This is a genomic window from Nocardioides sp. P5_E3 (assembly GCF_054049275.1).
Map to the genome: position 1 here is coordinate 54,805 of NZ_JBFUMR010000008.1, position 25,564 is coordinate 80,368.

Sequence of the window (25,564 nt, forward strand, 5' to 3'; positions counted from 1 at the left end):
GGCGTCGGGGATACTCACCGGCGTGGATGGCTTGTTCGAGATACCGGGCGCGGGGCAACCCGCGCCCGGATCCGCGTCCGGACAGGTGCCGAGCGCCGGGTCGCTCGGCGCCAACACGCACGCCTCGGCGCCGCTCGCCGTGCGGATGCGGCCTCGCACGATCGACGAGCTCGTCGGGCAGCAGCAGCTGCGGGCCGCCGGGTCACCGCTGCGGCGACTGATCGAGGGCGACCAGTCGATGTCGCTGCTGCTCTGGGGACCTCCAGGCACCGGGAAGACGACCATCGCGGCCATCGTCAGCCAGCAGACCCGGCGTCGGTTCGTCGAGGTGTCGGCCGTCGCGGCGGGCGTCAAGGAGGTCCGCGCCGCCATCGACGGGGCCAGGTCCGAGCTCGCCCGGGGTGGGCAGGAGACCGTCCTGTTCGTCGACGAGGTGCACCGCTTCACCAAGGCCCAGCAGGACGCGCTGCTGCCCGGGGTGGAGAACCGCTGGGTCACGCTGATCGCCGCCACCACGGAGAACCCGTTCTTCTCCGTGATCAGCCCTCTGCTGTCGCGCAGCCTGCTGCTGCGCCTGCAGTCGCTCACCGACGACGACGTCGCCGAGGTCATCGACCAGGCGCTCACCGACGAGCGCGGCCTGGCGGGGGAGACCGAGCTCGAGGAGGACGCCCGCGCCCACCTCGTACGACTGGCCGGCGGCGACGCGCGACGGGCACTGACCTACCTCGAGGCGGCCGCCGGAGCGGCAGCCAGCAACGGCTCCACCGTCATCGACCTCGCCACCGCCGAGACCGCCGTCGACCAGGCCGCGGTCCGCTACGACCGCCAGGGTGACCAGCACTACGACGTCATCTCCGCCTTCATCAAGTCCATCCGCGGCTCCGACCCCGACGCCGCGCTCCACTACCTCGCGCGGATGATCGAGGCGGGGGAGGACCCCCGCTTCATCGCGCGCCGCCTCGTCGTGCACGCCAGCGAGGACATCGGCCTGGCCGACCCGACCGCGCTGCAGGCGGCCGTCGCGGCGGCGCAGGCGGTGCAGCTCATCGGGATGCCGGAGGCGCGGATCAACCTCGCCCAGGCCACCATCCACCTGGCGGTGGCACCGAAGTCCAACGCCGTGATCAGCGCGATCGACGCCGCCATCTCGGACGTGAAGGCCGGCAAGATCGGGCAGGTGCCGCCCCACCTGCGCGACGCCCACTACGGCGGCGCCAAGGACCTCGGGCACGGCAAGGGCTACGCCTACCCGCACGACGAGCCCTACGGCGTCGCCGAGCAGCAGTACCTCCCCGACGTGCTCAGCGACGCCAGCTACTACAAGCCGACGGCACTGGGCGCGGAGGCCGGGGTCAAGGAGCGCTGGGAGCGCGTACGACGCATCGTCCGGGGCGGCTGACCTCGCTACGGTGACGGGATGCGCCTCGGGTTCCACGCCTCCCACGAACAGATCGCTCCCTCGCGGCTGTTGAGCGACGTCCAGCACGCCGAACGGGCCGGGTTCGAGATGGCGATGTGCTCGGACCACATAGCCCCGTGGGGCACCCGGCAGGGCCACTCCGGCTATGCCTGGAGCTGGCTGGGGGCCGCCCTGGCCACGACGGATCTCGAGCTCGGCTGCGTGTGCGCACCGGGGCAGCGCTACCACCCTGCCGTCGTCGCCCAGAAGATCGCCACCCTTGCCGAGATGTTCCCGGGACGGTTCTGGACGGCCCTCGGCAGTGGCGAGGCGAGCAACGAGCACATCACAGGCGACCGCTGGCCACCGAAGGAGGAACGCACGCGCCGCCTGGAGGAGTGCGTCGACGTGATCCGTCGCCTCCTCGCCGGCGAGGAGGTCACCCACGACGGCCTCGTCACCGTCGACCGGGCCCGGCTGTGGGACCTGCCGCAGGTGCAGCCCCGGCTCATCGCCCCCGCGGTGTCGGTGGCGTCAGCAGCCCGCGTGGCGGGCTGGGCTGACGGTCTCGTCACCATCAACCAGCCGGTCGACGTGCTGCGCGACCTCGTCGCGGCCTACCGCGACGCCGGTGGCGCGGGTCCACTGTCGCTCCAGGTGCACCTGTCGTGGGCGCCGACGCGCGACGAGGCCGAGGCGATCGCGCTCGACCAGTGGCGCACCAACGTCTTCACCGAGCCGGTCAACTGGGACACCGAGACCCCCGAGGCGTTCGACGTGATGGCCGAACACGTCGGGATCGAGGGCGTACGCCGCTCGGTGGAGGTGTCGGAGGACCTCGGGTGGCACCGGGACCGGATCGCCGAGCTCGCGTCCGTCGGCTTCGACGACGTCTACCTGCACTTCGTCGGACAGGAGCAGGCAGGCTTCCTCGACGCGTTCGGCGAGCACGTGCTGCCCGCCCTTCGGGGCTGACGCGGACGGACGGGGTCTGCTTGTGTGGGTCCGTGCGAGTGACTGACACGAGCGACCTGTGGTGGAAGAGCGCGGTGATCTACTGCCTCGACGTCGAGACCTTCTACGACGGCGACGGCGACGGCACCGGCGACCTGGAGGGCCTGGCGCAGCGCATCGACTACCTCGCGGAGCTCGGCATCACCTGCCTGTGGCTGATGCCGTTCTACCCGAGCCCCGACCGCGACGACGGCTACGACCTGACCGACTTCTACGGCGTCGACCCACGCCTGGGCAACCACGGCCAGCTGGTCGAGGTGATCCGCACTGCGCACGACCGCGGCATCAACGTCATCGCCGACCTGGTCGTCAACCACACCTCGGACCGGCACCCGTGGTTCCAGGCCGCGCGTCGCAGCACGTCCAACCGCTACCGCGACCACTACGTCTGGAGGGACACCGAACCGCCGGACACCTCGAAGCTGGTCGTCTTCCCCGACCGGGAGGACTCGATCTGGGAGCTCGACGACCGCACGGGTGAGTGGTACCTCCACAACTTCTACAAGCACCAGCCCGACCTCAACCTCGCCAACCCCGAGGTGGTCGACGAGATCCTGCGGGTCGTCGGGTTCTGGCTGGAGCTGGGGTTCGACGGGTTCCGGGTCGACGGCATCCCGTTCCTGGAGCAGAACGCGAAGAACATCGGCGACCCTGCGCTGGTCGTCGACCCGCACGAGCTCATGCGGACCATCCGCAGCTTCCTCAACCGGCGTGCTGGGCACGCGATGATGCTCGGCGAGGTGAACCTGGAGCACCCGCAACAGCTGGACTTCTTCGGTGGGGAGTCGGCCGACGAGCTGCAGATGCAGTTCGACTTCATCGGCATGCAGGCGACCTACCTCGCCCTGGCCCGCGAGGACGCCGGACCGATCGTCACCGCGCTCGAGGAGCGGCCGGCCATCGGCCTGACCTGCCAGTGGGCGACGTTCCTGCGCAACCACGACGAGCTCACGCTCGACAAGCTCGGCGACGCCGAGCGTCAGGAGGTGTTCGCGGCCTTCGGTCCGGAGCCGGAGATGCAGCTCTACGACCGCGGCCTCAAGCGGCGGCTCCCCACCATGCTCGGCGGCGACCCGCGCCGGATCCGGATGGCCTACAGCCTGATGTTCTCCCTGCCCGGCACGCCCACGCTCTACTACGGCGAGGAGATCGGGATGGGGGAGGACCTCGAGGCGGACGGGCGGATGGCCGTGCGCACGCCGATGCAGTGGAGCGCCGGTCGCAACGGTGGCTTCTCCACGGCGGCTCCGTCGCGCCTGGTGCAGCGGGTCGTGCCGGGCGCCTGCGGGCCCGAGCACGTCAATGTCGTCTCCCAGGTGCACGATCCGGACTCACTGTGGAGCTTCATGCGCAAGCTCATCAGCATCCGGCGCACCTGTCCGGAGCTGGGATGGGGCACGTGGAGCGTCGTCGACCAGCCGTCCGCGCAGGTGCTGGTGCAGCGGTGCCAGCTCGACGGCAGCGCGGTCGTGACGGTGCACAACCTCGGTGCCGACCCGGTCACCGTCGACGTACCGATCGATCCCCGCGACGAGGGTCTCGAGGCGGTGGACCTGATGGCCGAGGAGGTGGTCACCGGTGCGGCGACGACCCGCGTCGCGCTGGAGGGCTACGGGTTCCGCTGGCTGCGGGTGCGCCCCGCGGGTGACCTCGCCATCCCGTGAGCCTCTGCGGGGCTTGTAGGCTCGGCGCCGTGACGACGGAGCAGGTGGGGCTGGGTGCAGCGTGCGCAGTGGCGCTCGTCGCGCTCGTCGTCGCGCTGCTCGCGCACCGCAGGGCCCGCCGGGCCGAGGCCCTCGTGGCCTCGCTCGCCGAGCACGTCGCCGTGCCCTCAGGCCCGGTTGCGCAGGCACCCCCGGTCGCCGAGAGCGACACCGCAGCCTTCGTGATCACCCAGGTGGGCACTCCCCGCGAGGACGACGCGCCGCCCGGCGCGCCCGTGCCGGTGGCCCGCCCGATCGACGGCCGCCTCTTCACCGACATCGTCGCCCGCGAGACCGTGGTCAAGGCGGCCGGCTGGACCCACGGCCTGCGCCGGGCACTGTCGCCCGAGACCCGCAACCGGATCCGCTTCGAGGTGCGGCAGGAGACCCGGCGTGCCGGGCGAGGCCGCCGCGCCGAGATGAAGCAGGCACTGCGCGAGTTCCGGGCCCGTGAGCGGGCCGCCGCGCGCGACGACGGCCCGGGATCGTTCGGGGAGGACGTCGCCTGATGGGACGCCCTCTCTGGTTCGTCGCCGGGGCGGGGGTCGGGGTGTACGCCGCTGCCCGCGCCCGCCGCGTCGCCGAGTCCCTCACCGCCGACGGCCTGCGCGACCGTGTCCGCGGCTGGCAGGCCGGCGCCCGGCTCTTCGCCGAGGAGGTCCAGCAGGGCCGTGCCGAGCGCGAAACCGAGTTGCGCGAGCAGCTCGGCCTGCGGCCCACTTCTCATGAGCCCGGACCACCCGAACTGACCGCCAGCACCACCCAGGAGAACGAGAACTGATGGACACCGCCGAGATCCGCCGCCGCTTCCTCGCGCACTTCGAGGCCGCCGGACACGCCGTGGTGCCCTCCGCCTCGCTGCTCGCCGACGACCCCAACCTGCTGTTCGTCCCGGCGGGCATGGTGCCGTTCAAGCCCTACTTCCTGGGGCAGGAGACGCCGCCGTACGACCGCGCCACCAGCATCCAGAAGTGCGTGCGGACCCCTGACATCGAGGACGTCGGCAAGACCACGCGCCACGGCACGTTCTTCGAGATGTGCGGCAACTTCTCCTTCGGCGACTACTTCAAGAAGGGCGCCATCGAGCTGGCCTGGGACCTGATCACCAAGCCCGTCGAGGACGGCGGCTACGGCCTGGAGAAGGACCGTCTCTACCCGTCGGTGCTCGCCGGCGACGAGGAGGCGATCGGCTTCTGGGTGGACGTCACCGGGCTGCCGCGGGAGCGGATCGTCCAGCTCGGCCCGAAGGAGAACTACTGGTCGATGGGCGTGCCCGGTCCCGGCGGGCCGTGCTCGGAGATCCTGTACGACCGCGGTCCCGACTTCGGTCCCGACTTCGACGTGACCACCCTCGGCCCGGACATGCCCTTCGAGCTCGAGGACCGGCTGCTCGAGATCTGGAACCTCGTCTTCATGCAGGACGAGCTCAGTGCCGTCCGCTCGAAGTCGGACTTCGACATCGCGGGCTCGCTGCCCAAGAAGAACATCGACACCGGCATGGGCCTCGACCGGGTCGCGCTGCTCCTGCAGGGCAAGCAGAACATGTACGAGATCGACGTGGTCTACCCCGTCATCCAGCGGGCCGAGGAGCTCACCGGCAAGAAGTACGGCCACGACCACGACGACGACGTCCGGTTCCGCGTCGTCGCCGACCACGTCCGGTCCTCGATGATGCTCATCGGTGACGGCGTCACGCCCGGCAACGACGGCCGCGGCTATGTCCTGCGCCGGTTGCTGCGCCGCGCGGTCCGCTCCATGCGGTTGCTCGGCTGCGAGGATCGGGTGCTGCCCGAGCTCATGCCGATCTCCCGCGACAAGATGGGGGAGACCTACGACAACCTCCTCACCGACTGGCCGCGCATCTCGCAGGTGGCCTACGCCGAGGAGGACGCGTTCCGCAAGACGCTCCAGGCCGGCACGCAGATCTTCGACCAGGCCGCGACCGAGGTGAAGAGCACCGGTGGCTCGACGCTGTCCGGCGAGCGCGCCTTCGCGCTCCACGACACCTACGGCTTCCCCATCGACCTCACGCTCGAGATGGCGGCCGAGCAGGGCATCACGGTCGACGAGCAGGGCTTCCGCGGCCTGATGGCCGAGCAGCGCGAGCGCGCCAAGGCCGATGCCCGCGCCAAGAAGGGCTCCCACGGCGACACGGCCGTCTACCGCGGCGTCTTCGACGAGTTCGGTCCCACCGAGTGGCTGGCCTACGAGACGCTCGAGACCGAGTCGCGCCCGCTCGCGCTGCTGAGCGGCGGCGCGTCCGTGCCGCGGCTCGCGGAGGGCGAGGTCGGCGAGCTGGTCCTCGACCGCACCCCCTTCTACGCCGAGTCCGGCGGACAGGTCGCCGACGCCGGCACGATCGTCTTCGACGGCGGTCGCCTCGAGGTGCTCGACGTCCAGCGCCCGATCAAGGGCCTGGTCGTGCACCAGGTCCGCGTGCTGGAGGGTGAGCTCGACCCCGGGCGCGAGGTCCACGCCCGTGTCGACCCGGAGTGGCGCACCGGCGCGCGCCAGGCGCACTCCGGCACCCACGTCGTGCACGCCGCCCTCCGCGAGGTGCTCGGCCCCACCGCGTTGCAGTCGGGCTCCTACAATCGGCCCGGCTACCTCCGCCTCGACTTCGGCTGGACACAGGCGCTGAGCCCCGAGCAGGTCCGCGACATCGAGCTCGTCTCCCAGCAGGCGCTGCGCGCCGACCTGCCCGTGTCGTGGGACTACATGACCCTCGAGCAGGCCAAGGAGTGGGGCGCGATCGCGCTCTTCGGCGAGACCTACGACAACACCAAGGTCCGTGTCGTGGAGATCGGCGGGCCCTGGTCGCGCGAGCTCTGCGGCGGCACCCACGTCGCCCACTCCTCGCAGATCGGCACCGTCGTGGTGACCGGCGAGACCAGCGTCGGCTCGGGCAACCGTCGCATCGAGGCGCTCACCGGTGTCGAGGGCTTCGGCTACCTCGCCCGCGAGCGTGATGTCGTCGCCCAGCTCACCGGCCTGCTCAAGACCCAGCCGGACGACCTGGTCGGCCGGGTGCAGGGCCTCACCGAGCGCCTCAGGGCCGCCGAGAAGGAGCTGGAGAAGGCCCGGCTCGCCCAGCTGCTCGGCGCCAGCGCCGACCTGGCGGCCGGCGCGACGCAGGTCGGGCCGGTCAAGGTCGTGGCCCACCGCGCCGACGGCGCCGCCGGTGGCGACGTACGCAACCTGGCGATGGACGTGCGTGGCCGGCTGCCCCAGGGCGAGCCCGGTGTCGTGGTCATCATCGGTCAGGCCGACGGCAAGGTGTCGGTCGTGGCCGCCACCAACGACGAGGCGCGTGCCCGCGGGCTGTCCGCCGGCGAGCTGGTCCGCACCGTCGGGCCCCTCCTCGGCGGCAAGGGCGGCGGCAAGGACGACGTCGCCCAGGGCGGCGGCACCGACGCCTCGCGCATCGACGAGGCCCTCGCGCTGGTGACCCGTGAGGTCGCGGAGAAGGTGCAGGGCTGAGGATGCGGACCGGCGTGCGGCTCGGCGTCGACCCGGGCGACGCCCGGATCGGCGTCGCGAGCAGCGACCCCTCCGGCTTCCTCGCCACCCCCGTCGAGACGGTGCGCAGCGGCCGGGGCGACGTACGTCGTCTCGCACAGCTCGTCGCCGAGATGGAGGCGGTCGAGGTCGTGGTCGGGCTGCCGCGCTCGCTCAACGGGACCGAGGGCCCGGCGGCAGAGAAGGCGCGTGCGCTCGCCGGCCGGCTGGCTCGCCGAGTTGCCCCCGTGCCCGTGAGGCTGTGTGATGAACGACTGACCACGGTGTCCGCCGAGTCGATCCTGCGCGAGCAGGGGCGCCACGGGGCCAAGCGGCGCGCCGTCGTCGATCAGGCAGCGGCCGTGCTGATCCTGCAGACTGCACTGGACACGGAGCGGTCGAGTGGACACGCACCGGGAGAGATCGTCGAGGTGACGGAGACAGATGAGTGAGCACGAGACCCGTCCGGACGACGACGTGCGCGCGGACGAGCGCGAGGAGCTCGAGGAGCGCGACTACGTCCCGGGCGGCAAGCGCCGCAAGGGACGCGGCCTCAAGGGCTGCTTCGCGGTGCTGGTCGCGCTCGTGGTGCTCCTCGGGGGTTTCTACGTCGCGCTGACACAGGGCGTCTCGTGGGTCGCCGACCAGTTCCAGGGCCCCGACGACTACCCGGGCCCAGGCAAGGGCTCGGTCGAGTTCACCGTCAACGAGGGTGACTCGACCGCCCAGATCGGCCGCAACCTCAAGGCCGACGGCGTCACCAAGTCGGTCCAGGCCTTCATCGACGCGGCCGCCGGCGAGCCCGACGCGGCCGGCATCCAGGTCGGTGCCTACGAGCTCCAGAAGCAGATGAAGGCAGCCGACGCCCTCGAGGTCCTCGTCGACCCCGACAACCTCATCGGGTTCCCGACCGTCACGATCCCCGAGGGCCTCCGGCTCACAGAGATCGTCTCGACGCTCGCCGAGAACACCGACTACCCCGAGCAGGCGTGGAACCGGGCGCTCCAGCAGCCCGACCGCCTCGGGCTGCCCGACTACGCCGACGGCAACGCCGAGGGCTACCTGTTCCCGGCCACCTACGAGATCAAGCCGGGCATGAAGCCGCCCCGCATCCTCAAGATGATGGTCGACCGCTGGCGCGAGGCCGCGGACGCCGCCGGTCTCGAGGAGAAGGCCGCCGAGCTCGGCAAGACGCCCGGCGAGCTGATGATCATCGCCTCGCTGATCGAGGCCGAGGGCCGCGGCGACGACATGCCCAAGATCTCCCGCGTGATCTACAACCGTCTCGACGGGCCCGGCGACAAGGGCGGCACCAACGGCACGCTCGGCATCGACGCCTCGATCGCCTACGGTCTCGGGCTCTCGCCCGGCTCGACGGAGCTGACCCCCGACCAGCTGGCCGAGGACACGCCCTACAACACGCGCATCAACGCCGGTCTCCCGCCGACCCCGATCGAGTCGCCGGGTGACGACGCCATCGCAGCAGCCGCCAACCCCGCCGACGGCGACTGGTACTACTACGTCACGGTCGACCTCTCGACGGGCGAGACCAAGTTCTACGAGGACTACGACGGCTTCCTCGAGGGGCGCGACGAGTACAAGACCTACTGCGAGACCTCCGACCGATGCTGAGCCCGACCCCGAGCCCGCTGACGTGAGCAAGGGGCCGGGCCGGCGCTGCGGCGTGCTGGGCGACCCGATCGCCCACTCGCTGTCGCCGGCGCTGCACCGGGCGGCGTACGTCGATCTGGGACTGGACTGGACCTACGACGCCCACCGGGTCGGCTCCGGCGACCTCGGGGAGTTCCTCTCGCGACTCGGCCGGGAGTGGCGCGGGCTCTCGCTGACCATGCCCCTCAAGCGCGAGGCGCTGCCGCTCGTCGACCGGCTCACCGACCGTGCGCGCCTGGCCGGCGCCGTCAACACGCTGGTGATCGAGGACGACGGCACCCGGGTCGGCGACAACACCGACCTGCCCGGAGCGGTCGCCGCCATCCGTGAGCGCACGTCGATCCCGCTGGTGACCGCGACGATCCTCGGCGGTGGTGCGACGGCCACCTCGGTCGGGCTGGTGCTGGCAGACCTCGGCGTGCGCACGATCGTCGTGGCGGTGCGGGAGGAGGCCAGGGCGACCGAGACCCTCGCCGCCCTCCGGGCGCACCCGGCTGCGCCCGAGGTCGTGGTGTCGACGCTGGGCGCCGGACCCGCCGGCTCCGACATCCTGGTGTCGACCATCCCGGCGTCGGCCCAGACGCCCGAGCTGGTCGCGGGCTGCGCGGACGTGCCGGTCGTCTTCGACGTGCTGTACGACCCGTGGCCCACGCCCCTCGTCGCCGCGGCGGCGGGCCGCACGGTCGTCGGCGGCCTGGACCTCCTCGTGCACCAGGCGGTGCTGCAGGTCGAGCTGTTCACCGGACGGACGGTCGCGGTCGACGTGCTGAGAGAAGCCGGCGAACGCGCCCYTGCGGCGCGCCATGCCGGTTGAATGACCCCGTGACCGACACCCTGACCGACCCTGCGCTCGCCGCGCTCGTCGCGGCCCTGCTCGCCGGGGTGGGCGGCCTGCTGGTCCCGCGGCTGGTCGCGCGCGTGCCGGAGCCCGCGCCGAAGCAGGTGGCGGAGGACGCGCCACCCGCCGACGAGCCCCCCAAGATGCTCTACGCCGACATCGCCGCCCGGCCGGGTCTCGCGTGGCGCAGCGCGCTGCTGTCGGCCGTGGCGGCGGCGCTGCTCGGCGCGGTCACTGGGATCGACTGGCCGCTGCTGTGGCTGGTGCCGCTGACCCCGGTCGCGGTCGCCCTGTCGGTGATCGACTGGCACACCCGCCTGCTGCCCCGCGTCGTCGTCCTGCCCGTCACCCTCGCCGCGATCGTCGTGGTGACGGTGGTGGGCCTCGCGACGGGTGAGCGTGAGGCACTCGTGCGCGCCCTCGTCGCGATGGTGCTCGCCCGGTCGTTCTTCTGGGTGTTGTGGTTCGTGCGGTCGGCCGGGATGGGCTTCGGCGACGTGCGGCTGGCCGCGCCGGTCGGGCTCGTGCTCGGCTGGACCGGGTGGGGCGCGCTGGCGATCGGCCTGTGGGCGAGCTTCATGCTGTTCGTCGTCCCGGCGCTCGTCGTGCTGCTGGTGCGACGCGACCGCAGCCTGCTCAAGAGGTCGTTCCCCTTCGGTCCGTTCATGGTCGGTGGCGCGCTGGTGGGTCTCGTCTGGGGGACTGCGCTCGCTGCGCGCATGTGGGGCTGAGAGACTTCACCCATGCTCCGATGGCTCACAGCAGGCGAGTCCCACGGTCCCTCGCTGGTGGCGATCCTCGAGGGGCTGCCCGCCCACGTCCGCGTCACGACCGACGACCTCGCCGACTCACTGGCCCGGCGCCGGCTCGGCTACGGCCGCGGCGCCCGGATGAAGTTCGAGCAGGACCAGGTCCGCGTGCTCGGCGGCGTGCGCCACGGTGAGACCCAGGGCGGTCCCGTGGCCATCGAGGTCGGCAACACCGAGTGGCCGAAGTGGGAGAAGGTCATGTCGGCCGACCCCGTCGACCCCGTCGAGCTCGAGGCGCTCGCCCGCAACGCCAAGCTGACCCGTCCGCGGCCCGGCCACGCCGACCTCGTCGGCATGCAGAAGTACGACTTCGACGAGGCCCGTCCCATCCTCGAGCGCGCGTCCGCCCGCGAGACCGCGGCCCGCGTCGCGCTCGGCCGCGTGGCGTCCAACTTCCTCGAGCAGGCCGTCGGCGCCCGCATCGTGTCCCACGTGGTCTCGCTCGGCGGCGTCAAGGCGCCCGCTGGCCTCGTCCCCGCTCCCGACGACGTCGAGCGCCTCGACGCCGACGAGGTCCGCTGCCTCGACCCCGAGGCGAGCGCCGCGATGGTCGCCCGCATCGACCAGGCCCACAAGGACGGCGACACCCTCGGCGGCGTCGTCGAGGTCGTCGTCCACGGCCTGCCGCCGGGCCTCGGCTCGCACGTGCACTGGGACCGGCGCCTCGACGCCAGGCTCGCCGGCGCGCTGATGGGGATCCAGGCGATCAAGGGCGTCGAGGTCGGCGACGGCTTCGAGCTCGCCGACACCCCCGGCTCGCTCGCGCACGACGAGATCGTCACGACCGACGACGGCCTGCGCCGCACCTCCGGCCGCTCCGGCGGCACCGAGGGCGGCATGTCCACCGGTGAGGTGCTGCGGGTGCGCGCCGCGATGAAGCCCATCGCCACCGTGCCGAAGGCGCTGCGCACGGTCGACGTGGCCACCGGTGAGGCGACCGTCGCGCACCACCAGCGCTCCGACGTGTGCGCCGTGCCCGCGGCCGGCATCGTCGCCGAGGCGATGGTGGCGCTCGTGCTGGCCGACGCCGTGGTCGAGAAGTTCGGCGGCGACTCGGTGCAGGAGACGCGGCGCAACGCCGAGTCCTACCTCGACACCCTCCGTTTCCGGTGAGCCTCCGATGAGCCCTCGCGTGGTGCTGGTCGGGCCCATGGGGTCCGGCAAGACGACGGTCGCAGACCTGCTCGGCGACGCCTGGGACCTGCCCGTGCGCGACACCGACGCCGACATCGAGGCCGCGACCGGCCGCGAGATCTCCGACATCTTCGTCGAGTCGGGCGAGGACCACTTCCGCGACCTCGAGGCGGCCGCGGTCGCCGCTGCGCTCGCGGAGCACGAGGGGGTGCTGGCGCTCGGCGGTGGTGCGGTCCTGCGGCCGGAGACGCGCGAGCTGCTGGCCGGGCTGCCGGTCGTCTTCCTGCGGGTCGGCCTCGCCGACGCCGTGAAGCGGGTCGGCCTCGGGGTCGGGCGACCGCTCCTGCTCGGCAACGTGCGCGCGCGCATCAAGGCGCTTCTCGACGAGCGCACCCCCGTCTACGAGTCCGTGTCGGCCCACACCGTCGACACCGACGGCCGCACCGCCGACGAGGTGGCGGCCGAGGTCCGGAGGCTGCTCGGATGACGAAGCGCCAGACCCGGAAGCAGCAGCAGCGGACCCAGCAGCGGACCCAGCAGCGTCCCCAGCAGCGCGCCCAGCGTCAGCCCCAGAAGTCCGACCCACCGGTCCGGCAGGAGTCCGGCGACACCGTGCTGCACGTCGGCGGCGCCGCCCCCTACGACGTCGTCGTCGGCCACGGGCTGCCCGAGCGGCTGCCGGCGCTGCTGGGCGAGTCGGTCGAGCGGGTGGCGGTGCTCTACGCCGGCACGCTGGGCGAGCTGGCCGACCCGGTGGTCGACGCCCTGGTGGAGCACTACGACGTCCTCGCGCTCGGGCTCCCCGACGGCGAGCGCGCCAAGACCGCGCCCGTCGCGTCCGACTGCTGGGAGGCCCTCGGCGAGGCCGGCTTCACCCGGTCCGACGCGGTCGTGACCATCGGCGGGGGAGCGACCACCGACCTCGGCGGGTTCGTCGCCGCGACGTGGCTGCGTGGCGTCCGCGTCGTCCACGTGCCCACCACCCTGCTGGCCATGGTCGACGCCGCGGTCGGCGGCAAGACCGGCATCAACACGGGCGCCGGCAAGAACCTCGTCGGTTCCTTCCACGAGCCCGCCGGTGTGCTGTGCGACCTGGCGCTGCTGGAGACGCTGCCGCACGAGGAGCTCGTCGCCGGGCTGGGCGAGGTCGTGAAGTGCGGTTTCGTCGCCGACCCCGCCATCCTCGACATCGTCGAGGGCGCCGACCCGGCGGACCTGACCTGGGACTCCGCCGAGCTGCGCGAGCTCGTCGAGCGGGCGATCCGGGTCAAGGTCGACGTCGTCGTCGACGACCTCAAGGAGACCGGCGGCGCCGACGGCCACCCCGGTCGCGAGGTGCTCAACTACGGCCACACCCTCGCCCACGCGATCGAGCGGACCAGCGACTACGCCGTCCGCCACGGCGAGGCCGTCGCCATCGGGTGCGTCTACGTCGCCGAGCTCGCCGCCCGGGCCGGCAGCCTCGACCCCGCCCTCGTCGAGCGGCACCGCGAGGCGCTGTCCCGCGTGGGGCTGCCGACGACGTACGACGCCGCCTCCTTCGACGACCTGCACGCCGCGATGAAGGTCGACAAGAAGGCACGCGGCTCGCAGCTGCGCTTCGTCGTGCTGGACGACCTCGCCAAGCCGCGGATCCTTGCCGGGCCCAGCGAGGACGACCTGCGGGCGGCCTACGCCGCGATCGGAGGAGAGTCATGACGAAGGTGCTCGTCCTGAACGGCCCCAACCTGGGCCGGCTCGGTCGTCGACAGCCGGAGATCTACGGCTCGACCACCCATGCCGAGCTCGCCCACCAGTGCGTCGAGTGGGGTCGCGACCTGGGTCTCGAGGTGGAGGTCCGCCAGACCAACCACGAGGGCGAGCTCCTCGACTGGCTGAACACCGCCGCTGACGACGGCCTGCGCGTGGTGCTCAACGCCGGCGCGTGGACCCACTACTCCCTCGCGCTCTGGGACGCGTGCGCCCAGCTCACCGCACCGCTGGTCGAGGTGCACATCTCCGATCCCAAGCAGCGTGCCGAGGAGTTCCGCCACACCTCCGTGATCGAGCCGCACGCGGTGGCGACGATCGTCGGGCAGGGGATCGACGGCTACCGGCAGGCGCTCGAGGTGCTGGCCGACGCCTAGGTCGGGCCCAGCAGCGCGCGGGTCGCCGCGTCGGCGGGGTGGAGCGCCCCCAGTTGGCGGCACGTCGCACGTACGCGGCGCCGAACCCGTCTGGACCTGCCTTCCGTTCGGCCCGCGGCACGGAGGACGATGCACATCGGGAAGCGAAGGGGGTGTGCCGTGCGTGCGCGCTACGTCCTCTCGGCGCTGGTGGTCGCGGTGGCGACGGGCGTCTTCTGCGTCGGTGTGCTCTCCCGGCTCGCGATGTCACTGCTCGCCCGCCAGAATCCGCAGGCGCACGGGCGGATCAGCGACGACGGCTTCGAGATGGGAGTCGTGACTCTTGACGGCTCGGTCAACCTCGCCGTGGTCGGGGTCGCCGTCGGCATCGTGGGATGGCTGACCTACCTGGTGGCACGGCCGCTGCTGGTCGGGCCGGCATGGTTCCAGTGGTTCAGCATCAGCGTGCCTCCCGGTGTGGTGGCCGGCAGCCTCGTGGTGCACCCGACCGGGGTCGACTTCATCCTGCTGGAGCCGCTGTGGCTCGCGATCGGCCTGTTCGTGGCCGTTCCGGCCGCGTACGGCCCGCTGATGCACGCCGTGATGCTCCGCGCGGGTGGTACGCCGCCGGGTCTGGAGCTCGTTGGTCGCGCTCCCGCCGCCGCATGGGTGCTCCGTGGCGTGTTCGCCGCGTGGGCCACCATCGCGCTGGTCTCGCTCTGGCGGGACGTCCTGGCGCTGACCTGAGGGCGTGGGCGCCACGTGCGAGGGTGACGCCATGGACGCACCGGTGGACCTCAGTGCCCTCGCCATCAACGTCGTGATCCCCGAGGAGCTGCGCTGGCGCGACACGCGCCGCGACGAGGAGTTCGAGCTCCAGTCGCTGACGGTCAGGATGCTGCCCGACGGCACGCTCGCTGCGAAGGCCTACGGACGACCGGTCGCCGGAGGACGGGGTGCGTATGTCTCGTTCCCGGTGCCGGACCGGCCCGAGCTCGCCGCGCTGGTCTCGGCAGCGGCGGACGAGGCGGCCCGCAGGTGGGCGGCCCACGCCTGACCGCCCGCCCCCGTCCGGAGCTGTGCTTGGATCGGCGGGTGCTGCCCTTCCGCCAGGTCGATGTCTTCAGCGCCGAGCCGTGGCTCGGCAACCCGCTCGCGGTCGTGCACGACGCCGACGGCCTCACCGACGAGCAGATGGCGCACGTCGCGCGGTGGACCAACCTGTCCGAGACGACCTTCCTGTCCGCGCCGACCGACCCGGCCGCCGACTACCGGGTGCGGATCTGGACGACCACCGGCGAGCTGCCGTTCGCGGGCCACCCCACCATCGGCAGCGCCCATGCGTGGCTGGAGGCAGGGGGAGTGCCCCGCGGCGACGTGGTGGTGCAGGAGTGCGGCGCCGGGCTCGTCGACGTACGACGCTCGCCGCGGCTCGGGTTCGCCGCCCCGCCCCTGCGCCGGTCCGGGCCGGTCGACGCGGACCTGCGGGCCCGCATCGTGCGCGCGCTCGGCGTCACCGACGCGGCCGTCGAGGACATGGCGTGGATCGACAACGGCCCCGGCTGGGTCGGCGTCGACCTCGGCTCGGCGGACGCGGTCGTCGGCGTCGTGCCCGACATCGCCGCCTTCACCGACCTCAAGGTGACCGTCCTCGGTCGCTGGGACGCGACGACCGCCGACGAGCTCGGCGCCGACGTCGAGGTGCGTGCGTTCTACGCCGACGGCCGGGAGTTCGGGGAGGACCCGGTCACGGGGAGCGCCAACGCCGGGCTCGCCCAGTGGCTCATCGGCGCCGGCGCGCTGCCGCCGTCGTACACCTCGCGCCAGGGCAGCGTCATCGGTCGCGAGGGGCGGGTCCGGCTCGAGGCCGTGACCGACCGGGTGTGGGTGTCGGGCGACGCGACCACCCGGATCGTCGGCGAGGTGGATCTCTAGCCGACGCAAACCGGGCGGACAGACTCGCCCGACGGTCGGCCAGAGGCACCGAGGGCTGGGTCCGAGAACGAGGGTAGGGGAGACGAAGGCCGCTGTCCCCGGAACGGGTGGACCGGTATGGACCGGTGCGGAGACGGCTACGAGGTGCGGAGCACTCGCTCGCGCACGACGTCGTCCTCCCAGGCGTCCCCGATGTGGAACCTCTTGCGTCCGACCGGCTCGAAGCCGTGGCGGGCGTAGAAGGCGTTGGCGCGGGCGTTCTCCTCGCTGACCCCCAACCAGGCCCCCCGCGCCTCGGTGCCGGTGGCCGCCGCGAGCGTGTGCTCCATCAGGAGCCCGGCCGTCCCCGAGCCGTGGTGCTCCGGGTGGACGTAGAAGCGCACCAGCTCGACGGTGGGGCGGTGGCGGATGGCTCGCGCGACGTCCGGGTCGGACGGCTCCTCGAGGACCAGCATCGTGTAACCGACCGGGTCACCGCCTGTCCCGTCCTCGGCGAGGAGCAGGGTGCAGGCCGGGTCGCCGACGTGGCCCCGGAAGCTCGCCGGGTCGAGCCGCGTGGCGATGTGGGCCGCGAGGAGGTCGGCCGGGGTCTGCGGGGTGCAGGCGAGGGGGAAGGTGAGAGCGGCGAGCCGGGACAGGCCCGCGGCGTCGGCCTCGTTCGCTCGACGTACGGTCACGGGCACGCCGGCAGGGTATCGCCGTGCGAAGCGGTCCGGCCTGCTCCCGCTGGTCCGGGCCACCGGTCCAGACATCGGTAGTAATGCTGATGCGGCCGTGTCGCCGCCCCGGTCACACTCGAAGGGCAACGACAGGGGAGGAAGACCATGGGAAGCGTCCTGAGCAGGAGCGCCCACGCAGACCAGCTGGAGGCCGAGGTCCGCGACGCGATGTGCTGCGTCCCGACCGACCGGTGCTGGGAGTGCCAGGTGAAGCTGGGCGAGGTGCGGGCGGTACGCCGCGATGCGTTGCTGCACACGATGAGCACGGTCCGACCGCGACGGCCCGTCTGGTGATGGTCCGGGACGGCGCTGTCGGCGCCGGCAGCGGTGGACGGGTCCCGCACTCTGTAGCGGCGCGCAGCAGGGACGAGCGGCGCGAGGGCGCACGCGACCGCGCGACGCTGGAGTACGGCGACCGGGCCGATGCTGCGCTCGACCTCCTGGAGCTCCTCGAGCTCGCCTGGCACGACAGCCACGGCGACGCGGCCCCACCGGCCGAGGTCGTCGAGGACGTCTGGACCGTCGCCTCGGGCGACCTCGCGCAGCTGGCCTCGGCATCGCGGCTCGCCGTCACCGACTGGCGCGACCTGCGTCTGGCCGCCGACGAGCGGCGAGCGCGCGGCTGAGCCGACGCAGCCTGCAGGCTCACCGAGGTCGCGGGGTACCGAACCTCTCGGCGATGACGCCGTGCCTCAACCCGCGGTCGCTGACGGTCACGGCGTCCTGCCCCGTGAGCCTGAGGATCGTGCGGACGACACACGCCCCGGCGAGGATCACCTCGGCCCGGGCCGGCTGCAGGCCGGCGATCTCACGCCGTCGTTCCGTGGAGCGAGTCCGGAACGCCTCGATCTGTCGGTCCACCTCGTCCACGTCGACGACGGTCCCGTGGACCACGTCCGGGTCGTAGCGGTCCAGGCCGTGCCTGATGGCCGCCAGGTTGGTGGAGGTGCCTCCGATCGCGATCACCATGTCCGGTCGCGGTCGGTCCGCCAGCTCGGCGAGCTCGGCGGCGATCGCGTCGAGCGCCGCGTCGACGGTCTCGCGGGGCACGGCGTCCGCGAGCCCGAAGCGCTCGGCGAACCGCACGGCGCCCACGTCGACACTGAACTGCTCCTCGATCCGGTCCGCGCTCCCGAAGGTGAACTGGCTGCTGCCGCCGCCGGAGTCGAACACCAGCAGCCGGTCACCCGTCAGCGGGAGGGTCGACACGGCGGCCATGTACGCGAGCCGTGCCTCGTCCCGGCCCGAGATGACCTCCACGGTGACCCCGCAGCGGCCGTGGACGGCCGCCAAGAACTCGTCCCGGTTCGATGCCTGTCGTAGCCCCGCCGTGCCCACAGCGACGATGTCGAGCGGACCCCCTCGTCGGGCGTCGTCGACCAGGCCCTCGATGGCGTCGACCGTGCGGCCCATCGAGGCGGCCGTCAGCCCACCTGCCGCCACCAGACCCTCGCCGAGCCGGGTGACCACGGCAGTCTCCGTCTCGATCCGCGGGGTGCCACCATCGTCGCGCCGGCCGAGTGCGAACTTGACCGAGTTCGTGCCGACGTCGAGGACGGCGAACCGCCTCGGTCCCCACCCGAGCATCGACTTGAGCCCCCTGGCCACGCAGACGTTGGGCCGACCGTCGAGCCCCAGCCGGCCGATCGTCCGCGACACCAGGCCTGGGTCCGGGGACTCCACGGCGACGGTCCGGCTGGTCACGCCCTCGGCGCTCACCTCGGTGAGCTCGACCATGCAGTCGTCCACGAGGGTCCGGCGACGGCGCTTGTGGATCTCCACGAGCCGCAGGTCGTCACGCGGAGCGACCAGCTCCTGCAGCAGCTGCTCGAGGCTGAGATCGGTCCGCCGGGTCTCCGGCGGTGGCACGCCGAGCGCGGCGAAGACGCCCGCGACCGCTGCGGCATCCAGCGGGAAGGGGGCCTTCATCGTCGGCACCCACAGCTGCAGACCGGCGCCGCTCAACCGCTGCAGGACCTTGACGTCCAGGACTCCCGCGCGGACCTTGACCGAGGCGTCGCCGTACATCGACAGGACGTAGGTCTCGTCGCTCTCGACGGGCGCGGTGGTCCGCAACGGTGCCAGGGCGTCGAGGGCGTCGAGGGCGTCGCCGAACGTGCGCCACTCCCAGCGTGGAACGACGGCCGGCGCGGACGGGTGGATCGTGTGGTCGCTCATGGTCACTGTCTCTCATCCTTCTCGGAGTCCCCGGACCCGTGAACCGGCAGGAAGCGGGTCGCTCCCAGCGCGGCAACGGCTCGGTGGACATTGCCGTGGATGCGGTCGGCCCCCAACAGGTCCACCGCACCTTCCCGCTCGAGCACGTGTCGCACCCCCGGCCGGACAGCCGCCAACCGCAGCTCCACGTCCGACTCCTCCGCCATCCGGATCATCTCCGACACCGTCGCCGCCCCTTGGGAGTCCATGAAGTTGACGCCCGCGAAGTGCAGCACCACGCCGTCTACGCCGGGATCGAGCACGGCGGCGCGAACCTGGTCGACGAACGCGTCAGCAGTCGCGAAGAAGACCCCGCCGTCCATCCTCAGCACCACGATCCCGGGGGTCGTCTCGTCCTCGGGATGGGTGTCGAGGTCCCGGAACACCTGCGTGCCGTGCTCACGGCCGAGCGTCGACACGAGCGGGTGCGTGACGACGTACACGAGCCACACCAGGGACAGCGCGATGCCGATGACCACACCGGCGAGGATGCCGAACACCAGGGTCCCGAGGATCGCCGCCACGGCCACCCAGAAGTCGGCCCTCGACACCCTGCGCAGGCGTCGCAGCTCCCCGAAGTCCATCATCCCCATGACGACGGCCTCGATGATCAGGGCGGAGAGGACCGGCTTGGGCAGCGACGAGAAGAGGGGGGCGAGGAAGAGGAGTGCCAGGAGGACGGTGACTCCCGACGTCAGCGACGCGAGACCGGTGCGCGCGCCCGACCGGTCGTTCAACGAGGTGGCGGAGAGGCTCGTGGAGACCGGCATCCCGTGGAGGACGCCCGCGCCGATGTTGGCGGCTGACTGGGCGACGGACTCCTGATCGATGTCGACCCGGTAGTGGTGCCTGGCTGCCATCGCCCGGGCGTCCCCCGCGGTCTGGGAGAAACCGATCATCACGAGCGCAAAGGCGGCCACGAGGACCGTGCCGGCGTGGTCCACCAGCAGGCCGGGATCGGGCACCTCGAACGACGGCAGCCCTCTCGGGATGTCTCCGACGAGGGCGACCCCCTGGTCCCCGAGATCCAGCACGCCCGACGCGACGAGTCCGCCCACGAGCAGCACGAGCGCGCCGGGGACCTGCGGGGCGATCCACCGGAGGCCGAAGACGACGACGAGGGCCACGACCCCGACCACCACGGTGGCGAGGTGCGCCTGGTCCAGCGTGGACAGCCACGACCAGAGCTCCTGGAACGAGCTGCTGCCCTCGCTGTCGGTGCCGGTCAGCTTGGGCAGCTCGCCGATGACGACGTCGATGGCTGCGCCGAAGAGGAACCCGGTGACGACAGCCCGGGACAGGAACTGGGACAACCAGCCCATCCGGAACACTGCGAGCGCGAGGAAGAACAAGCCGCTCGTCAGCGTGATGCCCGCCACCAGGGTGGCCGCGTCGGCGGGGTCGCTCAGGCTGGCCGCCAGCACGGCGCCGCCGGCCACGGCCGCCAGGCCCGAGCTGGGACCCATCGAGATCTGGCGGCAGGTGCCGAACAGGGCGTAGAGGATCGTCCCGGCAGCGGCGGCGTAGAGCCCGTTCTCGAGCGGCACGCCGGCGATCTCGGCGTAGCCGAGGTTCTTGGGGATGATCAGCGCCGCCACCACGACACCGGCGACGAGGTCACCGCGCAGCCAGTCCCCCTGGTACTGGCGCACCTGCTCGAGGATCGGCAGGAAGCGGAGGACGGACCTCGCAGGGGAGGCTACGACGCTGTCAGGCGGCACACCGGGGCTCATGGGACCGCTGGACTGTCCGGTTCACCCCGGCCCGACGGCCGGCGCGGCGCCCGGATCCCCGGAGAGCTCGGCAGCGAAGAACTCGAGCGCTGTCTTCGTCTTCGTCTGCTGCTCGCCCGAGACGTCCAGGCCCTTGGCGGCCAGGAAGGCCCGCAGCTCGGCCGTGGCCTGGAAGGCCTCGGAGGGCGCGGCCTTGGCCGACAGCTCGAGGATCCTCGACCCGTCGGGATAGAACCAGAGCTCTGCGACGATGCGCCTGCTCAGCTCCGGCGGTCGGATCTTGAGCTTGAAGACCGTGATGGGCCCCAGGATGGACAGGTCGTCCAGCGCCACGCCCTCGGGCGCGTGCGCCTTGTAGAACGACCGCTGCTCCTTGGAGAACAGCGTGCGGATGCCCTTGCGTCCCGCCGCGACCTCCTTGACGGCCTTCGAGCCGAGCACGCCCTTCATGGACGCCGAGCACACGAAGCCACCCGGCATGGCGTCGACCTCGACCACCAGGTTGTCCGATGCCCGCTCCTCCTGGACGTCCGCGGGGACCACGGGCCTCAGCTTGACCACGGAGTCGTCCCCCCGCCCCTGGACCCGGCGGGCCCGGGCGACCACACCGACCGCGTTGAGGGCCAGGTCGGGGGTGTCGAAGAAGTACACCTGCCGGATCTGGGCGTCGAGCGGGTCGACCCCCAGGGAGGCGGCTGCCTGCCGCCGGTAGGAGTCCGGCACCGTCATCTTGAGCTCGACGCTGTCCGCGTCCCTCGCCAGTGCCAACACCTCGCCGACCTGGGCATCGGTGAGTCGAGCCGCTGGCTCGTCAGAGGTGACAGGCATCCTTCGCTCCCTTCGTCGACGGGAGGTCGCGCCGCCACGACACCGCCCGATCACTGTCCAGCGCCGCGCGGCGCAGGGCATCACCCGGAGCGTGTGACGTGCAGCCACGCCTCCGGCTCGAGAGTGATGACCGGTCGTCGAGGCGCGGACGGTGTTGGATGGGGGAGCGGCTGCAGGTCGCTGGAGAAGGGACGAAGAAGGAGATGCCATGGATCACGGTGAGCGTCGCAAGTCCCTCCGCTGCCGGCTCGGCCTCCACGCGCTGGTGACGCGCTCGGAAGCCGGCGCCCGGTGGCAGGAGTGCTCCCGCTGCGGCAAGTACACCCACCAGGTGACCATGAGCAACCGCTACCCGCCCTCGGGCACGGGGGAGGAAGCTGCCGGAGGCTAGCTGTTCCTTCATGAGGCTGTTGCACAGCGGACCATCGGATCTGCCGACGTTCTGATGGATGTCTCCGCCTTGCTACTTCGCTGGTACGACGATCTTCGAAGTTTCGCGTTGGCAACGACGCCCGCGACGGCGAGCCCCACGGCGAGCACGTAGGTGACCAGTCCGATCGTCCGCGTGGGAGCTCTGACTTGCGCTGGCGAGAACTCCCAAGACGGACTGCTAGAGCGGCATTGGCCGCTGCCCACCACGCGAAGTACTGAGGAGTTCGACCCGCCGGGTTGTCGACCATCAGCTTCCTACCTGTGTGTCATGAGGCGGGGCCGCCGGCTCGGTGAAGCGCGATTTCGGCATGGCGACCGACCTGCCACGCAGGAACTGTGAACGCCCCTGATCTGCCGATGAGCGCGATGCGCTCTAATCTGTCTCCACTTGAGCGGCCCGGGGGGTGAGCGCCGCAGCCGAAGGGGGACGTATGGGGAACGTGACAGCCGACGCGGCTGCATTGGCGGTGGGCAGACCGGACTTCGACGCCACGGGACGTCTACGGGGCTGGGAAAGCTCTCCGTATTGGACTATCGGTTTCTCGGATACCGCGGACAGCGGCACGGCTGCCTCATGGGAGCGTCTGGCCCTGGCCGTTGGCAAGGCGTCGTCCCAGTTCATGAACATCGACGAGGGCGGGAACCACGTCCCCGACGATGAACTGGGCCTCGGCGCATTCACCCCCAGTTATGTGTCAGATCCGAACCTCAAGCCTTCAGGCGTGTCGGTCTCTGCCGACACGGGGGGATACCTGACGGTGGCGATGGGCAAGGCAATGCTGCGTGTGATGGTCAAGGAGCTTGCCCGGCTTCCTTTCGACACCTACATCTCGCACCATCAACAAGACTCCGCCGAGGTCAGATGGCGGACTCCCTATCTGCCGTCAGGCGAACCGACGGTTATTGCGCGTGCCGTGCGATGCGTAATCGACGACGGGATCCCCAACGTGATCACCGAGTACCTCGATGCTCGTGGCGGCTGGACCCGGTCGTTTGCCGACGCCCGAGCATTCCAGCGAGATGAGCGCGGAACGTACGGCGAGACGTGGGACCTTGCGAGACGCCTCACGCTGTCCATGTTCAAGGACGCATGACGTTTGGGTTTCCGACGAACGCACTCATCTGCCGCGTTGAGGGCGGCTACCCTCGCCCGGACTTGCCGCGATGAGTGCAGCAGCACGTGATGGGAGGGACGAGGCGGTGAGGTTTGGGGGTCGGCTCGTGCGTCCGCATCGGGCACGCCGCGGCCGGTCGTGCGTGGCCAATCAACAGGCGGCCGCCCAACGTTCAGCTCGAGCACTCCCGGTAGCCGTCCGGCCACCAGCCGTCTTCGCGCTTCGTCGCATCGAAGATGCGAACGACGGTGCCGTCACCGCGAAGCGCAACGACGATCATGCCGGCGTCGCCTCCGTGCGAGACCAGCTCCAGTGAGTCGGCGTACGGCGCAACCGCTTCCTCGGCAGTCAGCTGCCCAGGACCAGGAACGTCCAACGTGACAACTTCCTGGTCGGACTCTCTGCACGGCAGTGTCCTGGCGGAGCTGGGATCTGCGACCTCTGTCGCATCGATCGTCGCGGGGTCGGCGCAGCCGCTGGCCAGGAACATGAGCACAACCACTCCACCTACCTGTGCGAAACGCATCTGCTCGCCTCTACTGGTCGCTACTCCGACGCTTCACCTCGCCCACCGGTTCGGCCATGAACACGGCCGGACTGGCGCCACGAAACACGGACGCCCTGGGTCCGCACACTCCATTGTGTCGTTCCATCCGCCCGTTGCAACTGGTTCGGCACCGACGCGCCCGAACAGCGGCCGGCTCGTCGCGGGGTGCATCGGTCACGCGGCCGCGGTGACCGCCTGCCACAGCTCGGCCACCGGAGGCCTTTGCTGGAGCGACCGACGTTGAGGGCATCCGGCGCGTGATGGCCTCGTTGCCGTCGAACCACTCGCCCACCTACGCCCCAGTCATCCAACCCACGCTCACCATCGGCAGGAACGCCCTCGTGGCCGCCGCTCTGACGTGGCTGAGTCCTGCCTAGAACCCGTCCGCTCATGCCGCGATGAGTTCGCCGCTCGTGTCAACAACGTCAGGAGGCCACACCTAGCTCCGCGGGATGGCGACCGTGCCGCGCGGCGTGACGAGGACGGAGAGTCCTGTGGGACCGGTCCAGAGGTACGCGCCGGGATCGACCCGCTCGTAGGACCACAGCCCTGTGGTCTTCGCCCGGTGGTGCCGCCGGCACAAGAAAGCGAGCGACTGGGGCGATGTCTGACCCGGCGGGCCGCCGTCGCCTGGGTCCTCGAAGGGCGCGCGATGGTCGAGGTCGCACTGGCGTGCGGGACGACCGCACCACGGGAAGACGCATGACTCGTCCCGGAGCCGCACCTCGTCGGCCATCCGCGGGGGTGGGTCGTGTCGGTCCACCGACCAGCGGTCGTCGGCTGCGACGTGGAGGACGGGCTGCACCGTGACGCGGGCTCGACCGGCCCAGTCACGGACCAGGTCGAGGGACACCGGGCCGAGAGCCTCGGCCGACCCGGTTGCGCGCGAGTCGCCCGCGACGACGTCGGCGAGCGAGGCGTGGAGGTAGAGCCGCACCTTCGCGTCACGGCGGCCGAGTGCCCGACGGCGGGCCTGCTCGTGCGCCTCGGGGTCCGGAGCGTGGACGAGCGTGGTCAGGTCGAGACGCGCCTGGGCGTCAGCGATCACCCCGAGCGCCTTGGCCTTGCGGACGCCGAGGTCGTCGGTGTCGCCCAGCGCGACGAGGGCCTCGGCCTCCGCACAGACGACGTCGTGGAATCGCGTCAGGTCGAGGGTGTCGCCGCTGGCGCGCAGCTCGGACGTGCCGGTGTAGTGGAGCGGGTCGGGGTGGACCAGCACCACGTCCCACGACAGGCGCGCAAGCGCCTCCGGATCAGCCTGGTCCTTCCCGTCGCAGCGTGCGGCGGCCTCGGCGACGACACGGTCGAGGGCAGCGGCGCTGAGGCGCGACGCACGTCCGGCGAGCTGCCGGTCCACCCATGCAGCGTCGAAGGCGAGGTGCCGCGTGCGGGTGGCGACCCGCCTCGCCTTCCAGACCGGCACCGTCTGCGCCTGGGCCTGGTCCCACAGCAGCGGAAGACGGTGGTGCAGGTCGAGCGCATCGGCGAGCAATGTCGAAGCCGACGCGGGCGAGCACCCGAGCGCCACCGCCAGCGGCTCGGGCGTGAACGCGGCGACGGCGGGCGTGCCCGCTCCGCCCAGGGTCTCGGGCGCAGTCAACACGGACGGGAGTGCCGGACCCGACGGCGTCTCGCATGCGTCGAGCGCCGGGTGGGCGATCGCCCACTGGTAGGCGATCCGCAGCCTGTGGACCTCGGCCTCCCGGAGCAAGGCCTCGATCTCCATGGCCTCGGACAGCAGCGCCCCGTCAGCGAGGTCCGCCAGGTCGGTGACCTGGGCCCTCGTGAGGGTGTCGGTGCTCTCCATGGACCAACTCAACCAGAGCCCACCGACAGTGGACCCGGGCCGAGAAGTCGCCTGTGG

Annotated in this window: 27 protein-coding genes; 21 read left to right on the plus strand and 6 right to left on the minus strand. The window is 71.7% G+C overall.

Annotation, left to right across the window (positions count from 1 at the left end; all coding sequences use genetic code 11):
* Positions 1–22 precede the first annotated feature (22 nt).
* From ACXJKB_RS06810 to ACXJKB_RS06890, 17 genes are all read left to right on the plus strand, one after another.
* Complete coding sequence (locus ACXJKB_RS06810; protein WP_457186682.1) at positions 23–1,402, plus strand: replication-associated recombination protein A; 1,380 nt, start codon at positions 23–25, stop codon at positions 1,400–1,402.
* Positions 1,403–1,420: 18 nt separating this feature from the next.
* Positions 1,421–2,377: a TIGR03885 family FMN-dependent LLM class oxidoreductase gene (locus ACXJKB_RS06815; RefSeq protein WP_457186684.1), complete on the plus strand. Its 957-nt coding sequence runs from the start codon at positions 1,421–1,423 to the stop codon at positions 2,375–2,377.
* A gap of 38 nt (positions 2,378–2,415) precedes the next feature.
* The gene (locus tag ACXJKB_RS06820) at positions 2,416–4,080 is read left to right on the plus strand and encodes an alpha-amylase family protein (protein WP_457186686.1); all 1,665 of its coding nucleotides are present in this window, start codon (positions 2,416–2,418) and stop codon (positions 4,078–4,080) included.
* A gap of 29 nt (positions 4,081–4,109) precedes the next feature.
* A complete protein-coding gene (locus ACXJKB_RS06825; protein WP_457186688.1) occupies positions 4,110–4,628 on the plus strand; it encodes a hypothetical protein in 519 nt (172 codons plus the stop codon).
* On the plus strand, positions 4,628–4,900 hold the full coding sequence (locus tag ACXJKB_RS06830; RefSeq protein WP_300045059.1) for a DUF6167 family protein: 273 nt from the start codon (positions 4,628–4,630) through the stop codon (positions 4,898–4,900). The genes ACXJKB_RS06825 and ACXJKB_RS06830 overlap by 1 nt, the downstream gene beginning before the upstream one ends.
* Complete coding sequence (alaS, locus tag ACXJKB_RS06835; protein WP_457186690.1) at positions 4,900–7,599, plus strand: alanine--tRNA ligase; 2,700 nt, start codon at positions 4,900–4,902, stop codon at positions 7,597–7,599. Before ACXJKB_RS06830 ends, alaS begins: the two co-directional genes overlap by 1 nt.
* A 2-nt stretch (positions 7,600–7,601) precedes the next feature.
* Positions 7,602–8,069 (plus strand): Holliday junction resolvase RuvX, encoded by a 468-nt coding sequence (gene ruvX, locus ACXJKB_RS06840; RefSeq protein ID WP_457186692.1) that lies wholly within the window; start codon positions 7,602–7,604, stop codon positions 8,067–8,069.
* Positions 8,062–9,249, plus strand: coding sequence for an endolytic transglycosylase MltG (mltG, locus tag ACXJKB_RS06845; protein ID WP_457186694.1), 1,188 nt, complete (start codon positions 8,062–8,064; stop codon positions 9,247–9,249). Before ruvX ends, mltG begins: the two co-directional genes overlap by 8 nt.
* A 22-nt stretch (positions 9,250–9,271) precedes the next feature.
* Positions 9,272–10,102: a shikimate dehydrogenase gene (locus ACXJKB_RS06850; protein ID WP_457186696.1), complete on the plus strand. Its 831-nt coding sequence runs from the start codon at positions 9,272–9,274 to the stop codon at positions 10,100–10,102.
* Positions 10,103–10,110: 8 nt separating this feature from the next.
* Entirely contained in the window at positions 10,111–10,857 is a 747-nt protein-coding gene (locus ACXJKB_RS06855) for a prepilin peptidase (protein WP_457186698.1), read from the plus strand.
* Positions 10,858–10,869: 12 nt separating this feature from the next.
* Complete coding sequence (aroC, locus tag ACXJKB_RS06860) at positions 10,870–12,048, plus strand: chorismate synthase (protein ID WP_457186700.1); 1,179 nt, start codon at positions 10,870–10,872, stop codon at positions 12,046–12,048.
* Between the two features lie 7 nt (positions 12,049–12,055).
* On the plus strand, positions 12,056–12,556 hold the full coding sequence (locus ACXJKB_RS06865; protein WP_457186702.1) for a shikimate kinase: 501 nt from the start codon (positions 12,056–12,058) through the stop codon (positions 12,554–12,556).
* On the plus strand, positions 12,553–13,767 hold the full coding sequence (gene aroB, locus ACXJKB_RS06870; protein WP_457186704.1) for a 3-dehydroquinate synthase: 1,215 nt from the start codon (positions 12,553–12,555) through the stop codon (positions 13,765–13,767). Before ACXJKB_RS06865 ends, aroB begins: the two co-directional genes overlap by 4 nt.
* Entirely contained in the window at positions 13,764–14,195 is a 432-nt protein-coding gene (locus tag ACXJKB_RS06875) for a type II 3-dehydroquinate dehydratase (protein ID WP_457186706.1), read from the plus strand. Before aroB ends, ACXJKB_RS06875 begins: the two co-directional genes overlap by 4 nt.
* 159 nt (positions 14,196–14,354) lie before the next feature.
* Entirely contained in the window at positions 14,355–14,921 is a 567-nt protein-coding gene (locus ACXJKB_RS06880) for a hypothetical protein (RefSeq protein WP_457186708.1), read from the plus strand.
* Positions 14,922–14,952: 31 nt separating this feature from the next.
* Positions 14,953–15,231 (plus strand): hypothetical protein, encoded by a 279-nt coding sequence (locus ACXJKB_RS06885; RefSeq protein WP_457186710.1) that lies wholly within the window; start codon positions 14,953–14,955, stop codon positions 15,229–15,231.
* Between the two features lie 38 nt (positions 15,232–15,269).
* Positions 15,270–16,109, plus strand: coding sequence for a PhzF family phenazine biosynthesis protein (locus ACXJKB_RS06890; RefSeq protein ID WP_457186712.1), 840 nt, complete (start codon positions 15,270–15,272; stop codon positions 16,107–16,109).
* A gap of 137 nt (positions 16,110–16,246) precedes the next feature.
* Here ACXJKB_RS06890 and ACXJKB_RS06895 read toward each other — a convergent pair whose 3' ends face one another.
* Positions 16,247–16,792: an N-acetyltransferase family protein gene (locus ACXJKB_RS06895; protein ID WP_457186714.1), complete on the minus strand. Its 546-nt coding sequence runs from the start codon at positions 16,790–16,792 to the stop codon at positions 16,247–16,249.
* A gap of 141 nt (positions 16,793–16,933) precedes the next feature.
* Between ACXJKB_RS06895 and ACXJKB_RS06900 the strand changes: the two genes are divergently transcribed.
* Positions 16,934–17,122 carry a hypothetical protein gene (locus tag ACXJKB_RS06900; RefSeq protein WP_204811145.1) on the plus strand — a complete coding sequence of 63 codons (189 nt, stop codon included), beginning with the start codon at positions 16,934–16,936 and terminating at the stop codon, positions 17,120–17,122.
* Positions 17,119–17,454: a hypothetical protein gene (locus ACXJKB_RS06905; RefSeq protein WP_457186717.1), complete on the plus strand. Its 336-nt coding sequence runs from the start codon at positions 17,119–17,121 to the stop codon at positions 17,452–17,454. Before ACXJKB_RS06900 ends, ACXJKB_RS06905 begins: the two co-directional genes overlap by 4 nt.
* Before the next feature lie 19 nt (positions 17,455–17,473).
* Here ACXJKB_RS06905 and ACXJKB_RS06910 read toward each other — a convergent pair whose 3' ends face one another.
* The 3 genes from ACXJKB_RS06910 to ACXJKB_RS06920 are packed head-to-tail and all read right to left on the minus strand — an operon-like array spanning position 17,474 to position 21,606.
* On the minus strand, positions 17,474–19,006 hold the full coding sequence (locus tag ACXJKB_RS06910) for a Ppx/GppA phosphatase family protein (RefSeq protein WP_457186719.1): 1,533 nt from the start codon (positions 19,004–19,006) through the stop codon (positions 17,474–17,476).
* 2 nt (positions 19,007–19,008) lie between these two features.
* Positions 19,009–20,778 carry a SulP family inorganic anion transporter gene (locus ACXJKB_RS06915; RefSeq protein WP_457186721.1) on the minus strand — a complete coding sequence of 590 codons (1,770 nt, stop codon included), beginning with the start codon at positions 20,776–20,778 and terminating at the stop codon, positions 19,009–19,011.
* Between the two features lie 21 nt (positions 20,779–20,799).
* Complete coding sequence (locus ACXJKB_RS06920) at positions 20,800–21,606, minus strand: hypothetical protein (protein WP_457186723.1); 807 nt, start codon at positions 21,604–21,606, stop codon at positions 20,800–20,802.
* 208 nt (positions 21,607–21,814) lie between these two features.
* Here ACXJKB_RS06920 and ACXJKB_RS06925 point away from each other — a divergent pair, with 208 nt between their 5' ends.
* Complete coding sequence (locus ACXJKB_RS06925; RefSeq protein ID WP_457186725.1) at positions 21,815–21,997, plus strand: hypothetical protein; 183 nt, start codon at positions 21,815–21,817, stop codon at positions 21,995–21,997.
* A 445-nt stretch (positions 21,998–22,442) separates the two neighbouring features.
* Positions 22,443–23,132 carry a hypothetical protein gene (locus ACXJKB_RS06930; RefSeq protein ID WP_457186727.1) on the plus strand — a complete coding sequence of 230 codons (690 nt, stop codon included), beginning with the start codon at positions 22,443–22,445 and terminating at the stop codon, positions 23,130–23,132.
* Between the two features lie 193 nt (positions 23,133–23,325).
* Here ACXJKB_RS06930 and ACXJKB_RS06935 read toward each other — a convergent pair whose 3' ends face one another.
* Together ACXJKB_RS06935 and ACXJKB_RS06940 are read right to left on the minus strand one after the other, a co-directional pair.
* On the minus strand, positions 23,326–23,679 hold the full coding sequence (locus ACXJKB_RS06935; RefSeq protein ID WP_457186729.1) for a hypothetical protein: 354 nt from the start codon (positions 23,677–23,679) through the stop codon (positions 23,326–23,328).
* Positions 23,680–24,139: 460 nt separating this feature from the next.
* Positions 24,140–25,507 (minus strand): HNH endonuclease signature motif containing protein, encoded by a 1,368-nt coding sequence (locus ACXJKB_RS06940; RefSeq protein WP_457186731.1) that lies wholly within the window; start codon positions 25,505–25,507, stop codon positions 24,140–24,142.
* Positions 25,508–25,564 lie beyond the last annotated feature (57 nt).

Coding starts and splice junctions, on each gene's coding strand:
- ACXJKB_RS06815 (WP_457186684.1), top strand. CDS start 1,421: ATGCGCCTCGGGTTCCACGCCTCCCACGAACAGATCGCTCCCTCGCGG.
- ACXJKB_RS06830 (WP_300045059.1), top strand. CDS start 4,628: ATGGGACGCCCTCTCTGGTTCGTCGCCGGGGCGGGGGTCGGGGTGTAC.
- alaS (WP_457186690.1), top strand. CDS start 4,900: ATGGACACCGCCGAGATCCGCCGCCGCTTCCTCGCGCACTTCGAGGCC.
- ruvX (WP_457186692.1), top strand. CDS start 7,602: ATGCGGACCGGCGTGCGGCTCGGCGTCGACCCGGGCGACGCCCGGATC.
- mltG (WP_457186694.1), top strand. CDS start 8,062: ATGAGTGAGCACGAGACCCGTCCGGACGACGACGTGCGCGCGGACGAG.
- aroC (WP_457186700.1), top strand. CDS start 10,870: ATGCTCCGATGGCTCACAGCAGGCGAGTCCCACGGTCCCTCGCTGGTG.
- ACXJKB_RS06865 (WP_457186702.1), top strand. CDS start 12,056: ATGAGCCCTCGCGTGGTGCTGGTCGGGCCCATGGGGTCCGGCAAGACG.
- aroB (WP_457186704.1), top strand. CDS start 12,553: ATGACGAAGCGCCAGACCCGGAAGCAGCAGCAGCGGACCCAGCAGCGG.
- ACXJKB_RS06875 (WP_457186706.1), top strand. CDS start 13,764: ATGACGAAGGTGCTCGTCCTGAACGGCCCCAACCTGGGCCGGCTCGGT.
- ACXJKB_RS06885 (WP_457186710.1), top strand. CDS start 14,953: ATGGACGCACCGGTGGACCTCAGTGCCCTCGCCATCAACGTCGTGATC.
- ACXJKB_RS06900 (WP_204811145.1), top strand. CDS start 16,934: ATGGGAAGCGTCCTGAGCAGGAGCGCCCACGCAGACCAGCTGGAGGCC.
- ACXJKB_RS06910 (WP_457186719.1), bottom strand. CDS start 19,006: ATGAGCGACCACACGATCCACCCGTCCGCGCCGGCCGTCGTTCCACGC.
- ACXJKB_RS06915 (WP_457186721.1), bottom strand. CDS start 20,778: ATGAGCCCCGGTGTGCCGCCTGACAGCGTCGTAGCCTCCCCTGCGAGG.
- ACXJKB_RS06920 (WP_457186723.1), bottom strand. CDS start 21,606: ATGCCTGTCACCTCTGACGAGCCAGCGGCTCGACTCACCGATGCCCAG.
- ACXJKB_RS06925 (WP_457186725.1), top strand. CDS start 21,815: ATGGATCACGGTGAGCGTCGCAAGTCCCTCCGCTGCCGGCTCGGCCTC.
- ACXJKB_RS06935 (WP_457186729.1), bottom strand. CDS start 23,679: ATGCGTTTCGCACAGGTAGGTGGAGTGGTTGTGCTCATGTTCCTGGCC.
- ACXJKB_RS06940 (WP_457186731.1), bottom strand. CDS start 25,507: ATGGAGAGCACCGACACCCTCACGAGGGCCCAGGTCACCGACCTGGCG.